A 12400-nucleotide genomic window follows, 5' to 3' on the forward strand; every position below is an offset into this window, starting at 1 on the left:
GTCCGCGTTCTTCAGGTAGATCACGCGGATGCTGCCGCCGGTGTCGCTGCTGGGCTGGTCGAGCTTGGCGATCATGGCGCGCAGCTGCATCAGCTTGGCCGGATTGGCCGCGCGCACGATCAGCGCGTTGCTGCGCGGATCGGCCATGACGCTGCCGCTGCCGCCGCCACCGCCTTGCACCTGGACGCCCTGCGCGCCGCCGCCGCCGTCCGACAGCCGCTGCACCAGCTGCACGATGTCCGAGGCCACCGCGTTGCGCAGCGGGATCACCTCGATGTCGGTGTTGGAAGGCTGGTCCAGCGCCGCCACGATGCGGCTGATGCGCTGCAGGTTGTCGGCGTAGTCGGTGATGACCAGGCTGTTGTTGCCCGGGTTCGCATTGATCGTGTTGTTCGGCGTGATCAGCGGGCGCAGCACCGCGACCAGGTTGTTGGCGTTCTCGTGGCTGAGCTTGAAGATCTGCGTCACGACCTGGTCGCCGCGGGCCTTGGTCTCGCCGGCGATCGTCACCGCGCCGGTCTGCAGCTTGGCCTCCGCTTCGGGGACCAGCTTCAGCAGCCCGCCCGCCTCGACCATCGCGAAGCCCATGCCGCGCAGCGCGGCGAGGTAGCTCAGGTAGGCCTCCTGCACCGGCACCGGCTGCTCGGCCATCAGCGTCATCGTGCCCTTGACGCGCGGATCGACCAGGATCGGCTTGCCCAGCGCGGCGGACATCGCGCGGGACACCGCCTCGATGTCGGTGTTGACGAAGTTCAGCGTGACCGGCGTGCTCGCGCGCACGGCCGGCTGTCGGCGGTTCTGCTGCTGCGTCGACTGTGCGCCGGCCTGCATCGGCAGGCTGCCCGCGATCAGGGTGATCGCGACGCCCAGCGCCGTCGGTCGCATCATGTGCTTGTTCATGCTCATCCCACCGAGATGATCGAGCGCGCACCCTGGCGGCGCCCGATGATGTTCAACAAATTGGCCAATGCGGCTTCGCTGCCCGGGGCGGCTGTCGCCTCGCCCTGGAACTGCGTCCGCGTCGCGCCCAGGCTCCCCTGGCCGCTCAATTGCAGCGGGCCCTGGATCGTCGTCAGGATCAGTTGCGGCGCCGTGCCGCCACCCACGAGGCTCATCCGGTAGCTGCCCAGCGGCGACACCTGCGCCAGGCGCGACGAGAAGTCGCGCAGCTCGACCTGGGCCAGACCGTTCACGCCGATGGTCTTGCCCTTGCCCTCGAAGACGAAGCCCTGCGCGCTGACGACGATCACGCCGTCCGGCGCCAACGTGTTCCAGGGCGTGCCCAGGCCGGCCAGCCAGGCGGCCGGCAGTCGGATCCAGGGCTGCTCGGGCGTCGCATCGGGCAGACGGACCGTGAGCCGGTCCATGCCGAAGCTCGCCGTCATCGGCGCACCGGGCTTGATGCAGCAGGACTGGTCCAGCGTGAGGCGCACGCCGGGACCGCCGTCGAGCCAGGCGGGTCGCAAGGTCCAGCCCAATCGTTGCGGCAGTTCGCTCGCGTCGCGACTGCCCTCGCCCGGGCTGAGGATCACGCGCGCGCTGCCGTTCCAGAGGCTGCCGCGCGCGTCGGCGAGCAGCAGCCGGTCATTCGTCGCCGAGGCCACGGCCTTCGCCAGCCAGGCCGCCGGGGCCCAGAGCACGATCGCGGTCAGCAGGCCCAGCACGGCGCCGACGACCGCCCAGCGCATGGCGCCGCGATCGGTGCGGACCAGCTGCACCGCCTTGGCCGGCGCGGCCAGGAGCATGAAGGCCGACTGGACGAAGGCCGATTCCATGAAGCGAGGGTGTTTCGCCATCGCTCAGTTCCCCGTCGCCGCGGGCAGCACGACGGTCAGGCGACCGGTGTAGCCCTGCGGACCCGTTTGCAGTTCGGCCTCCTGCGGACGGGCGCGCGCGCCCTGGCGCGCCTCGCCGATCCACATCGCCAGCGCGCCGCCGGGCACGCCGCGCAGCCGCAGTTGCGCCTGCGTGCCGGTGATCGTCAGTTCGGCGGACGGGCCGAGCCGGGCCGTCGCGGCCCGCAAGGCGGTCATCGACTGCTCGGTCGATACCGGCACGGCCTGCTTCAGCGCCTGCGTCTGCATCGCCATCGCGCGCATCTGCTGGAGTTCGCGGTCGAGCCGGTCGATCTCGCCCGGCGCCTTGCGCAACGTGGACCAGGCCGGCGCCAGCGCGATCAGCCAGAGCAGCAGCAGGCCGACAAAGGTCGCGGTCAGTCGGGCGATCAGGCGATCGCGCGGGGTGGCGGCCTGCCAGCGGGCCGTCAGGTCCCGTCGCATGGTCGTGATGGCGTTCATCGGTTGTCGGGTCGCAGGCTGAGTTGGAGCGTTTCGCCGTCTTCGGAGACGCGCAACGCGGGGTCCTGGCCCAGCCGGTCGCGCAGCTGGGCGCGTTGCGGCGGGGTCAGCCCGGCCAGCAGCAGCCGGCCCTGTTCGAATCGGACGTTGGGCAGCGGCGGCTCGCCTTGCGGCCAGACACGCGCGACCGCACCGAGCAGGTCCTCCAGGTCGCCGGGGCCGACCTGGCCGGCACCGCCGCGCAGGGCCTCGGTCTCGCGAACCATCTGCGCGCGGGCGTCACGCACCACGCGGATCTGCGGGAAGGCCTGGCGCAGCAGCGACTCCTGTTCGGCCTTGCGCGCGTCGATCGCGCGCCCCTGTTGCCAGGCCATCGCGTTCAGGCCGATCACCTGCACGGCGATCAGTCCGATGACGCCCCAGCGGAACGGCCGCCACGTCGGCGACTGCAGCGTCTGCCAGGCCTGGTGGACGCGCCGCCAGCCGCGCTGACGCGGCGTCAGGTCGAACTGCAGCAGGTTGACCGGCGCTTTCCGGGCGGCCCAGACGCGGTCGGTGTCGTTGACGACGCGCACCTTGCGGCCCAGCCACTGCTCGGCAGCGGCCGAGGCGGCGGGGCTCGCGGTCACCGGCGCGTCGGCCCACCAGTCCTCGCCGAGCCAAGCGCGCAGGCCGCCGCTGTCCAGCGGGAAGGTGGCCACGCCGTCGGCGCGCGAGACGCGCAGGCGGGCGCGATCGTCGGAACCGGCGAAGACATGACCGCCGTCCTCGCGGTCCTCGTCACCCCCCGGCTTGCCGTCGTTGGTCTGCGGCCATGACAGCGGCAGCAGCGACTCCACGATGAGCCCCGCGGCCTCCATCGCCTGCAGATGCGCGCGCAGCGGTTCGCGCGCCGTCACCGCGACCCAGTGGGACTGGCCCTCGGTGTCGGGGCTGGCCAGCAGCGCGAGGTGCAGCCGCTCGGGGTCCTCGAGCAGGTGGTCTTCCAGCACGCCGACGATCGCGCTGCGCAACTTTGCGCCTTTGATCTTGGGCAATTGCGCGGGCAGCCAGCTGACCTGATCGTCGCCGAGCAGCAGCATCACGCGATCGGCGTGCGGCATCGCGTCCAGCGGGGCGCGCTGTCCGTGCCCGTGTGCGTGGGCCGGCGCTTGCGCGTCGTAGCTGAACCAGAATTCGTAGTCTTGCGGGGCGGGACCGTTCTGAGGCGGACTGGCCGGCAGGAGGATGAGCAGGGTACTCATGAGATCGCGGATTCTAGGAGGGCTTGCGTGACGGAACGGCGCCGCGCGCCCCCGAGCAAGCCCGTAGTCGCGCTTTTACATGTGCATGCATCCCGTCCCTCTTCTTTCGATTCGTTTCAAGCGCCTGTGGGCGGCGCGCGACGTCGACTGCGGCGATCACGGGGCGGCCCCATAGCCGGGTGCACCGGGCAACGCCGATTGGCGCAGCAGGCGCTGGCGGTCGATGACCCGGACGTTGGTGCCGTCCCGGAACACCAGTGAGCGCTGCGCCAGGATCCGATCGTCCATGCGCAACTGGCCCTCGACGAAGAAGTAGTTCGATGTGAAGGCCGCCATCGCCTGGCGCGTGTCGGTCGCGGGGATGCCCGCCACCAGCGACGTGAGCCGGTCGTCCCAGGCCGTGAAGGCCTTGCCCTGCCGGGCCCGCACGATGCTGTCGGCCACGCCGAGATCGACGCCCAGCACATCCGCGATGACCTCCCGGGAGGCCGTGTTCAGGTTCAGTGTCGTCTGCGTCTTCGGCAGCAGCACGGCCAGGGTTGCCAGGCGCGCGACCTGCTCGTCGTTGAGACCGAACCAGCGCAGCTGCTCGATCCGGACCGGTCTCAGCGGCACGTTGCCCTGCTGGTCCGTGCCCTTGCCGCCGGCGGAGGCGATGAGGTTCTTCTGCACCTGCTCGGCGATCGACGCGCTCATGCCCGCGCGCTGGAAGATCCTGCGCGCCGCATTCAGGTTGTCGAGCGCCTTCTGCGTGGCCTGGGGATCCGGCGGCTGTCCGGGCTGCGGCTGCGTCGGCACCGTCTCGAGGTTGCGCAGATTGAACAGGCCTTGCGCATCCTCGATGTGGCCGGACAGGAAGGCGTCGGGACCCGCGTCCTCCGACTTGTTCTCGTCCTGAGACAGGAAGCTCGACAGGCGCGCCTCGGCCAGCGGCACGGCCCACACCTCGCCGAGGTCGTCGCTCTTCGCGGCGTTGTTGCGCCCGGACTTGACGTCCTCGCTCAGGATCAGGCGCGCCCAGTCCAGCGCGCCTTGCAGCACCCAGTCCGCCTGGGCGCGACCGCGGTCGGCCGCCTCGATCTGGATCGAGCGCGATTGCCGCCACAGCATCGCAGCGGACAAGGTCGTCACCAGCACCACGATCAGCAAGGCGGTGAGCAGCGCCGCGCCGCGGCGCCTGCGCGCCTGCCGCCGTGGACGAGCGTGAGCGATGTGAACGGCGCGCATCAGCTGCCGCCCTCCACGGAGACTTCGCGGACCAGTTCGCCGCGATAGCCGCTGTCTTCACCGAACTGCAGCCGCATGCGGACGCCATCCGGCACGGCGTTGCTCACCGCCGCGCCCTTGTTCGCCGGGTCGTTGCTCGCGGGATCCTTGTCGAGCGAGGACTGCGCGTTGGCCCATGCCCCTTGCTGGAAGAAGTACATCTGCCAGCCGGTGACGCGATCCAGGCCGGGCAGCTCGCGCATTTCCCCGGCGTTGAGCTGCTGGCTGCGGAACCACGCGTCGCGCAAGGCATCGGCGTTGGACAGCGTCTGCGATTCCCAGCGGGCCAGCCGACCTTCCTTCAACTGCCAGGCGACGAGCTGCAGACCCGTCTCGCGCCGGCGCGTGATGCGCAACGTCGCGCCGTCGAAGGTCAGGGCGTCGAAGACGTCGCTCTTCTGCACCTCGCGCAGGTCCAGCTCCCACTGGCGGATCAAGGTCTGCAGCGTTTCGGCGCGATCCATCGCGGCCTCGTTGCGCTCGCGGCTGGTCGTCAGCACGGTCACCGCGCGCCACGCCATGACCGACATCACCGCCATCACGACGAGCGCGACGACGACCTCGATCAGCGTGAACCCGCGCGCCGCGCGCCGGGAGGGGCCTGTCGTGCGGCGCATCAGGAGTTGCGTCCCACGATGGTGGTGATCGTCAGCAGCGGCCGGTCCCGGTCGTCGAACACCTGCGCTTCGACGCGACGGAAGTTCGGATTCGGCGTGCCGCGCACCGACATCTTGACGCTGAAGTCGCGGCCGAGCTGCGAGCAACTGATGCTGTTGTCGCCGATGCTCGGGAAGACCTTGGTCAGGCGCATCTCGGTGAGTTCGTTCTCGGCGCACCACTGCGCCAGCGAATTGATCGCGAGCCGGTCGGAATTCGACGTCATCGCGCCGGAGGCGCGCAGGCCGGCCGCCAGGCACAGGGCGACGATGGTCAGCGCCACCAGGACTTCGACGAGCGTGAATCCGCGCGCCTTCGATGGGTGCAGCGTGGGCATCATGCGCCGCCCTTGGCGATCGCGAACGGACGCAATCCGTCCGTGGCCAGCGTGATGCGGTGATCGCCGCGGATCAGCGTCACGCGTTGTGCGCCGATCAGCGGCTCCGGGCCCAGCCGGATCGAGCGCCCGTTGATGCTCGGGCCTTCGATCTCGACGATGGGCGCGTCGCCCAGCCAGGGGCGTTCCAGCTCCAGGCGCTTGACCAGCGCGACGGGCAGGCCGGTGATGCGGTAGCGGCTGGCGTCGTTGTTCGAATCAGGCAGCCAGCGCACGTCGAGCGACGCCGCGCGAGCTTCCGAGCGGGCGGTCTCGAGCACCGATGCCAGGTGCAGCGCCTCGCGCTCGAGTTGCACGTCGGCGCGGTCGCGCATGGCCACGGCGACGGTCGCGCTGGCGATCGCCACGATCGTGATCGCGACGATCAGCTCGATCAGCGTGAAGCCGCGCTGGAGCAGTCGGCCGGACGGACGCGCGCGCACGGCTCTGGGCAGTCGGTGGGGGAGGGGGCGAAGCGCACGGCGGGCCGCGCGCTTATTCCCAGGACCCGATGTCGGCGTCGGAGCCTTCGCCGCCCGGCTTGCCGTCCGCGCCCAGGCTGTAGATGTCGACTTCGCCCTTCAGGCCGGGGTTGTCGTACTGGTACGGATTGCCCCAGGGATCCTTGGGCAGCTTCTCGATGTAGACCTTCCAGTTCGGCGCCGCGGGACCGTTGGTGGGCTTGGTCACGAGCGCGGCCAGACCTTGTTCGCCGCTCGGATAGCGGCCGTTGTCCATCTTGTAGAGCTTGAGCGACTGCATCAGCGTGTTCACATCGGAGCGCGCCGCAGTGCGGCGGGCTTCGGACACGTGGTTCATCACCGCCGGCACGACCACCGCGCCCATGACGGCGACGATGGTGATGGCGACGATCAGTTCGATCAGCGTGAAGCCGCGGGCACGGCGCGGAGAGAACTTGGCGAACTTCGAAAGGGGTCGATGCATGGTGTTGCAATCCTCGTGGAGCCACCCTTGGTGGCCCATCGCGCTGCATCATAATCGTCGGATGCATGCACGATGGTTAAGCTTCGTAGTCTGGGCGGCGATGGCGGCGAGCCTCGCGTATTGGGCGTTGACGCTGATGGTGAAGGGCCCGCAGGCCCCCGCCATGACGCGTTCAGCGACGTCCGAAAGCGCCCCGGTTGACTGGACTCGACTATTCGCTGCCGCGAAGGTGGCAGAGACGCCGGTCGAAGCCACCTCTTCGCGTTATCAGTTGCTGGGCGTCGTCGCGCCGACCACCGGTGGGCGTTATCCCGGCGAAGGCGTCGCGTTGATCGCAATCGCCGGCGCGCTGCCGAAGCCCGTGCGCATGGGCTATCCGGTCGATGGCGACCTGAAATTGATCGAAATCAATCGCCGTGACGTGGGCCTCGGCGCCGGCAATGCAGTGACCGTGCGCCTGAGCCTCGCGCCCGGCGCGCCGGACCTGACGATGCCCGCTCAGCAGCCCCAGTTCGCACCGGGCGGCGGCATGGCGCCTCCGCCGAACTTCGGTCCGCAGATGCCGCCGCACGCCGGCGCACCGGGACCCGACGGCATCGTGCCGCCGACCGCTGTCACCGGTTCGTTGCCGCAGATGCCGCCCGGGGACGGCAGCGCCAACCCGATCAAGTAATTCCAAAGAGGTAGCGCGTGAGGCGCTGACTGCGCGTGACGCGACAGCAGGCGCCCGGCGCAACAGGCGTGTCTGGCCTGTCTGGCGCGCCTGGGGGTCAGTACTTGCTACCCAGCGCGGTCCGCCCCGGACCCGTGTGCAGCGCGCCTGCGTTGCTCGAGCCCGTGTCGCGCAGGTCGGACGGGCGACTGTGGATGGCCCCGTCGGGCAGATCCTGGACTTCCGTCAGCAGGGCCGCCGCGCAACGCACCAAGGGCCATGCCAGCGTCGCGCCGGTGCCGTCTCCGCATTCCATGCCGAGTTCCAGCAACGCCGCCGCATGGAACAGCTGCAGTGCCTCGTCCAATCCACGATGCGTCGTGCTGCGGCAGAAGACCGCATAGTCGGTGACCGGCGGCGCGATCATCGACGCCACCTTCAGCGCCGCGCAGGCGGGAATGCCGTCGACCAGGATCAGTTGCCGCTTCGACGCCGCGACCAGCATGGCGCCCACCATCACCGCCAGTTCGAAACCGCCGAAAGCGGCGAGGACCGCCATCGGTTCCTGCACGTCGCGGTGTCGCTGCTGGGCGCCTTGCAGCACGAGCATCAGGTGCGACAAGTCGTCATGCGGCATGTCGGGGCCGGAAATGATGAAGTCCTGCACCGGCATGTCCATCAAGCGCGAGAGCACCAGGGCCGACGCCTCCAACGATCCCTGGCCCAGGCCGGCGCACGCGATCACGTTGCCCGCGAGGTTGTCGGAGATCTCCATGCCGACACGGACGCCGGCGTGGGCCTGTTCGACCGTCATCGCCGCGCCGGCGCGCGAATTGCGCGTCCCGTGCGCGATCTTGCGCGCGAGCAGCCGCTGCTGAGGGCTCAGGGGTTCGGCGATGCCGCAGTCGACGACCGTGACGTGCATGCCCTGGTTGCGGGCGAACACGGTCGACGGCAGACGATGCTGCAGGGCGAGCAGAGCCTGCTCGCGTGTGCTGCGGCCGTTGGGCAGCCCGATTCCATCCACCGCCAGGCCGTGGTCGGCGGCGAAGAGCACGAGCGTCGGGTCGCGGAACTTCGGCGTCTGCGTCGCCTGGATCAGCCCCAGCCGCACGGCGAGCGGCTCCAGTTCACCGAGCCGGCCGGCCAGCGTGCAACGGCGCTCCAGGCGCTGGCGCAAGGCGCGTTCCAGCTCCGGATTGGCGGTCGGCGAGATGAGGGACTGATGGATGGACATGGGGACCGCCATTCTCGGTCCGCGCTGCGGCAGGGCCATTGGCAATTGCCCCCGCCGCTTCGCGTCTGCCCCTTGTCCCGGGGGCAGCTGTTGGTGTCAAGCCGTAACGGTGACCATCGCTGGGCGTCGATGCGCCCGCGAGGTCACGTCGGCTTGACGCGCGTTCAGCGCAGGAAGAGCCGGTACACCGGGTTGTCGGTTTCCTCGGTGTAAGGGTAGTTCAGCTGGTCGAGGAAGGTCTTGAACGCCTTGCCGTCGCCCTTGGGGACCTGCAGGCCGACGAGGATGCGGCCATAGTCCGCGCCCTGGTTGCGGTAATGGAACAGGCTGATGTTCCAGTCCGGGCTCATGCTGGACAGGAAACGCATCAGCGCGCCGGGCCGCTCCGGGAAGATGAAGCGGAAGAGGCGCTCGTTCTCCGCCAGTTCGGTCCGGCCGCCGACCATGTGTCGCACGTGCTGCTTGGCCAGTTCATCGTCGGTCAGGTCGACGGTGGCGAATCGATGCCGCTCGAAGCTGCGGACCAGCTTGTCGGCTTCTTCGCGTTTCGTGATGGAGACGCCGACGAAGACGTGGGCGATCTGGTTGTCGGAGATGCGGTAGTTGAACTCGGTGACGCTGCGGCCCTGGACCAGCTCGCAGAAGCGTCGGAAGCTGCCGCGCTCCTCCGGGATGGTGACGGCGAACAGCGCCTCGCGTTCCTCGCCGACCTCGGCGCGCTCGGCGACGAAACGCAGCCGGTCGAAGTTCATGTTCGCGCCGCAGGTGATGGCGACGTAGGTCTCGCCCCTGGTCCCATGCTGCGCCGCGTACTGCTTGATCGCGGCGACGCCCAGGCCGCCGGCCGGTTCCAGGATGCTGCGCGTGTCGACGAAGACGTCCTTGATCGCGGCGCAGACGGCGTCGGTGTCGACCAGGATGTAGTCGTCCACCAGCTCGCGGCAGACGCGGAAGGTCTCCTCGCCCACCAGCTTGACCGCGGTGCCGTCCGAGAACAGGCCGACGTCGGTCAGGGTGATCCGCTTGCCGGCGCGCACCGAGCGCACCATGGCGTCCGAGTCCTTGGTCTGGACGCCGATGACCTTGATCTCCGGCCGCACGGCCTTGATGTACGCGGCCACGCCGGAGATCAGCCCGCCACCGCCGATCGCGACGAAGATCGCATCGATCGGTCCGGGATGCTGGCGCAGCACCTCCATGGCGATCGTGCCCTGGCCGGCGATGACGTCGGGATCGTCGAACGGATGGACGAAGCTCAGGCCCTGCTGCTGCTCGAGTTCCAGCGCGTGCCCATAGGCGTCGGTGAAGGATTCGCCGGACAGGACCACTTCCCCGCCCAGCGCCTGGACGGCGTCGACCTTGACCTTGGGGGTGGTCACCGGCATCACGATGACGGCGCGGCAGCCGAGTTTCTTTGCCGACAGCGCCACGCCCTGGGCGTGATTACCGGCCGAGGCGCAAATCACCCCGCGCGCCAATTGCTCGGGCGCGAGATTTGCCATCTTGTTATAGGCGCCGCGCAATTTGAAGCTGAATACCGGCTGCTGATCTTCCCGCTTCAGCCAGACTTTGTTGCCGATGCGCTTGGAGAGATTGCGGGCGGCGTCGAGGGAGGTTTCCTGCGCGACCTCATACACCTTGGCGTTAAGAATCCGTTGGAGATAACTCTGGTCGGCGGGGAGTAACGCGGGGCGTTGCGCCGTGAGGTGCGTCGAGGTGGTCTTGCGCGATGCGCGGCGGGTGCCGGCCATGGAAATCCCTCCAGTTCCCCTTCCCGCGCGGACGCGGCGGGAGTCGGGCGGACGATGATAGCCAGGGTTTGTCCGGGGCGCGGCGACGCCTGGGCTGCGGCGCCGCAGCGCGCTTTCGCCATTGGAGGAGCCTGCCTTGCGTCTCTGGGCGTCGTCGTCGGGCTGAGGACGGGCTGAGCACGGACGAAAAAAAGCCCGAGGCTTGTGGCCTCGGGCTGAATCCACCATGGAGGCGGTGGAGGAGACAATCGGCGCGAGGGCTGACCCCACACTTGGGATAGCGCTATCGCATGCCTAGAATTCTAGGGGGATGCATGTTGCGCTGCAATATTTTTTGAGGTCTCCGGCCCTGGAGTCGGGTCTCTAAATGCGCAAAATCACCGCCAGAGTGCGGCGCGTGGATGGACGGCGCTACTGAAAATGGGGTCAGATCGCTGCCGGATGGCTCGAACGGCCCATGCAACGAAGGAACGACGAATGGAATGCACGATCAACTGGATGGGCGCCGAGGGCATGAGCTTCATCGCGGAGACCGGCAGCGGCCACATGATCAACATGGATGGCGCGCCGGACGGCGGCGGTCGCAACCTGGCGCCGCGACCGATGGAGACGGTGCTGGCCGGGACGGGTGGCTGCACGGCCTATGACGTGGTGCTGATCCTCAAGCGTGGCCGGCACGATGTCCGCGGTTGCCAGGTCAAGCTGAGCGCCGATCGCGCGGAGGTCGATCCGAAGGTCTTCACGAAGATCCACATGCACTTCGTCGTCACGGGCAGGAACCTGCCTCAAGCCACCGTCGAACGTGCGGTCCAGCTTTCCCACGAGAAGTACTGCTCCGCCAGCATCATGCTGGCCAAGACCGCCGAGATCACCACCTCGGTGGAGATCGTCGAGGGGTAGTCCCTCCGGAAGGGGCGCTCCTCCTTCTAAAGATGGTGGGCCGTCCGCGTCATGACCTTGGCGGCGAGCCGCATCAGCCTGCGCACGGGCGCAGGCAGGTCGACCCCGCCCAGCGCCCGGGCTTCTTCGGCATGGCGGGCCTCTTCTTCCTTCATCTGCGAGACGATCGCCCGCGAACTCTGGTCACCCTCAGGCAGCCGCTCCAGATGACTCGCCAGGTGGGCCTCGACCTGGCGTTCGGTCTCGATGACGAAGCCCAGGCTGACCTTGTCTCCGACCACCCCGGCGACGGCGCCGATCGCAAAGGCGCCGCCATACCAGAGGGGATTGAGCAGGCTGGGGCGGTCGTTGAGCGCCCGGAGCCGGCCGGCGCACCAGGCGAGGTGGTCGATCTCCTCCTGGGCGGCGTGCTCCAGATGCTCGCGCAACGCTTCGTCGCGTGTGGTCAGGGCCTGGGCGCGGTAAAGCGCCTGCGCACAGACCTCGCCGACATGGTTGACCCGCATCAGCGAGGCGGCCAGCTTGCGCTCCGGCTCCTCCAACGGGGCGTCCGGCATCGCGGACGCCGGCGCCGGCCTGGCCATCGGTGCGACACCCGCCAGCGTCTTCAAGCTGTGGTCCAGTGTGGATATCCACGCGTCCGTTCTGGAAAATATGCGCGCTGGGCGCGGAGGCTGGAATTCCATCTTGAATGCTCGCCGTGGGCATGGCACCGCAGTTTAGGAGCGTGGCGTCAAGTGGTTCGCCGGTGCGGGTTGATCCTTTGTGCGAATGCGTGATGACACAATTTTTTAATCCCATACGCGTTGCTTCAGCCCAACGAAATCAGGACTTTTACGGGGTGGCTGCTGGTCAGGCGTGATCGGACCTGTTGCAATACACCACAGCTTCATTGCAGGAGCTTGGTTTGCGGGCGATCTACCAACCGCAACCTCATTGAAGATCTAGGAGTCTCTAATGAAGAAATCTCTCGTCGCGCTGGCTGTGCTGGCTGGTTTCGCTGGTGCCGCTGCCGCTCAATCGTCCGTCACGCTGTTCGGCGTTATCGACGTGGCCGCCCGTTACACGAAGGCCA

At 68.5% G+C, this 12400-nt stretch carries 15 protein-coding genes; 3 read left to right on the plus strand and 12 right to left on the minus strand.

Going from position 1 to position 12400, the window contains the following annotated elements; all coding sequences use genetic code 11:
- The 9 genes from VF536_RS16355 to gspG all read right to left on the minus strand — a co-directional run.
- Positions 1-900, minus strand: a 900-nt coding sequence (locus tag VF536_RS16355) for a secretin N-terminal domain-containing protein (protein WP_331615924.1), incomplete at its 3' end; no start/stop codon positions are given.
- Between the two features lie 2 nt (positions 901-902).
- Positions 903-1796, minus strand: coding sequence for a type II secretion system protein N (gspN, locus tag VF536_RS16360; RefSeq protein ID WP_331615925.1), 894 nt, complete (start codon positions 1794-1796; stop codon positions 903-905).
- Between the two features lie 3 nt (positions 1797-1799).
- Positions 1800-2297 (minus strand): type II secretion system protein GspM, encoded by a 498-nt coding sequence (gene gspM / locus VF536_RS16365; RefSeq protein ID WP_331615926.1) that lies wholly within the window; start codon positions 2295-2297, stop codon positions 1800-1802.
- Positions 2294-3541, minus strand: coding sequence for a type II secretion system protein GspL (gene gspL, locus VF536_RS16370; RefSeq protein ID WP_331615927.1), 1248 nt, complete (start codon positions 3539-3541; stop codon positions 2294-2296). Before gspL ends, gspM begins: the two co-directional genes overlap by 4 nt.
- A gap of 156 nt (positions 3542-3697) precedes the next feature.
- A complete protein-coding gene (gene gspK, locus VF536_RS16375; protein WP_331615928.1) occupies positions 3698-4768 on the minus strand; it encodes a type II secretion system minor pseudopilin GspK in 1071 nt (356 codons plus the stop codon).
- Positions 4768-5424: a PulJ/GspJ family protein gene (locus tag VF536_RS16380; RefSeq protein ID WP_331615929.1), complete on the minus strand. Its 657-nt coding sequence runs from the start codon at positions 5422-5424 to the stop codon at positions 4768-4770. The genes gspK and VF536_RS16380 overlap by 1 nt, the downstream gene beginning before the upstream one ends.
- Entirely contained in the window at positions 5424-5801 is a 378-nt protein-coding gene (gene gspI / locus VF536_RS16385) for a type II secretion system minor pseudopilin GspI (protein ID WP_331615930.1), read from the minus strand. The genes VF536_RS16380 and gspI overlap by 1 nt, the downstream gene beginning before the upstream one ends.
- On the minus strand, positions 5801-6283 hold the full coding sequence (locus tag VF536_RS16390) for a type II secretion system protein (protein WP_331615931.1): 483 nt from the start codon (positions 6281-6283) through the stop codon (positions 5801-5803). Before VF536_RS16390 ends, gspI begins: the two co-directional genes overlap by 1 nt.
- A gap of 52 nt (positions 6284-6335) precedes the next feature.
- Positions 6336-6785, minus strand: a complete 450-nt coding sequence (gspG, locus tag VF536_RS16395; protein ID WP_331615932.1) for a type II secretion system major pseudopilin GspG — start codon at positions 6783-6785, stop codon at positions 6336-6338.
- Between gspG and VF536_RS16400 the strand changes: the two genes are divergently transcribed.
- Positions 6784-7458 carry a hypothetical protein gene (locus VF536_RS16400; RefSeq protein ID WP_331615933.1) on the plus strand — a complete coding sequence of 225 codons (675 nt, stop codon included), beginning with the start codon at positions 6784-6786 and terminating at the stop codon, positions 7456-7458. The genes gspG and VF536_RS16400 overlap by 2 nt on opposite strands.
- A gap of 97 nt (positions 7459-7555) precedes the next feature.
- Here the strand turns inward: VF536_RS16400 and VF536_RS16405 are convergent, their stop codons facing one another.
- Both VF536_RS16405 and ilvA read right to left on the minus strand, forming a co-directional pair.
- Positions 7556-8674: a nicotinate-nucleotide--dimethylbenzimidazole phosphoribosyltransferase gene (locus VF536_RS16405; RefSeq protein ID WP_331615934.1), complete on the minus strand. Its 1119-nt coding sequence runs from the start codon at positions 8672-8674 to the stop codon at positions 7556-7558.
- Positions 8675-8838: 164 nt separating this feature from the next.
- Positions 8839-10425, minus strand: coding sequence for a threonine ammonia-lyase, biosynthetic (gene ilvA / locus VF536_RS16410; RefSeq protein WP_331615935.1), 1587 nt, complete (start codon positions 10423-10425; stop codon positions 8839-8841).
- A 477-nt stretch (positions 10426-10902) separates the two neighbouring features.
- Here ilvA and VF536_RS16415 point away from each other — a divergent pair, with 477 nt between their 5' ends.
- Positions 10903-11325 carry an OsmC family protein gene (locus VF536_RS16415; RefSeq protein ID WP_331615936.1) on the plus strand — a complete coding sequence of 141 codons (423 nt, stop codon included), beginning with the start codon at positions 10903-10905 and terminating at the stop codon, positions 11323-11325.
- Positions 11326-11351: 26 nt separating this feature from the next.
- On the opposite strand, the gene coq7 is transcribed toward VF536_RS16415, so the two are convergent.
- Entirely contained in the window at positions 11352-12011 is a 660-nt protein-coding gene (gene coq7 / locus VF536_RS16420; protein WP_414710393.1) for a 2-polyprenyl-3-methyl-6-methoxy-1,4-benzoquinone monooxygenase, read from the minus strand.
- A 271-nt stretch (positions 12012-12282) separates the two neighbouring features.
- Here coq7 and VF536_RS16425 point away from each other — a divergent pair.
- Positions 12283-12400, plus strand: a 118-nt coding sequence (locus tag VF536_RS16425) for a porin (RefSeq protein ID WP_331615938.1), incomplete at its 3' end; no start/stop codon positions are given.

Origin of the sequence: Roseateles sp. (genome assembly GCF_036486225.1) — a bacterium.
Classification (GTDB): Bacteria; Pseudomonadota; Gammaproteobacteria; order Burkholderiales; family Burkholderiaceae_C; genus Roseateles.

Bases quoted from the DNA above. Each gene is read 5' to 3' on its own strand.
- VF536_RS16415 (WP_331615936.1), top strand. From the start codon at position 10,903: ATGGAATGCACGATCAACTGGATGGGCGCCGAGGGCATGAGCTTCATC.
- VF536_RS16405 (WP_331615934.1), bottom strand. From the start codon at position 8,674: ATGTCCATCCATCAGTCCCTCATCTCGCCGACCGCCAATCCGGAGCTG.
- coq7 (WP_414710393.1), bottom strand. From the start codon at position 12,011: ATGGAATTCCAGCCTCCGCGCCCAGCGCGCATATTTTCCAGAACGGAC.
- gspK (WP_331615928.1), bottom strand. From the start codon at position 4,768: ATGCGCGCCGTTCACATCGCTCACGCTCGTCCACGGCGGCAGGCGCGC.
- gspG (WP_331615932.1), bottom strand. From the start codon at position 6,785: ATGCATCGACCCCTTTCGAAGTTCGCCAAGTTCTCTCCGCGCCGTGCC.
- gspI (WP_331615930.1), bottom strand. From the start codon at position 5,801: ATGCCCACGCTGCACCCATCGAAGGCGCGCGGATTCACGCTCGTCGAA.
- gspM (WP_331615926.1), bottom strand. From the start codon at position 2,297: ATGAACGCCATCACGACCATGCGACGGGACCTGACGGCCCGCTGGCAG.
- ilvA (WP_331615935.1), bottom strand. From the start codon at position 10,425: ATGGCCGGCACCCGCCGCGCATCGCGCAAGACCACCTCGACGCACCTC.
- gspL (WP_331615927.1), bottom strand. From the start codon at position 3,541: ATGAGTACCCTGCTCATCCTCCTGCCGGCCAGTCCGCCTCAGAACGGT.
- VF536_RS16380 (WP_331615929.1), bottom strand. From the start codon at position 5,424: ATGCGCCGCACGACAGGCCCCTCCCGGCGCGCGGCGCGCGGGTTCACG.
- VF536_RS16400 (WP_331615933.1), top strand. From the start codon at position 6,784: ATGGTGTTGCAATCCTCGTGGAGCCACCCTTGGTGGCCCATCGCGCTG.
- gspN (WP_331615925.1), bottom strand. From the start codon at position 1,796: ATGGCGAAACACCCTCGCTTCATGGAATCGGCCTTCGTCCAGTCGGCC.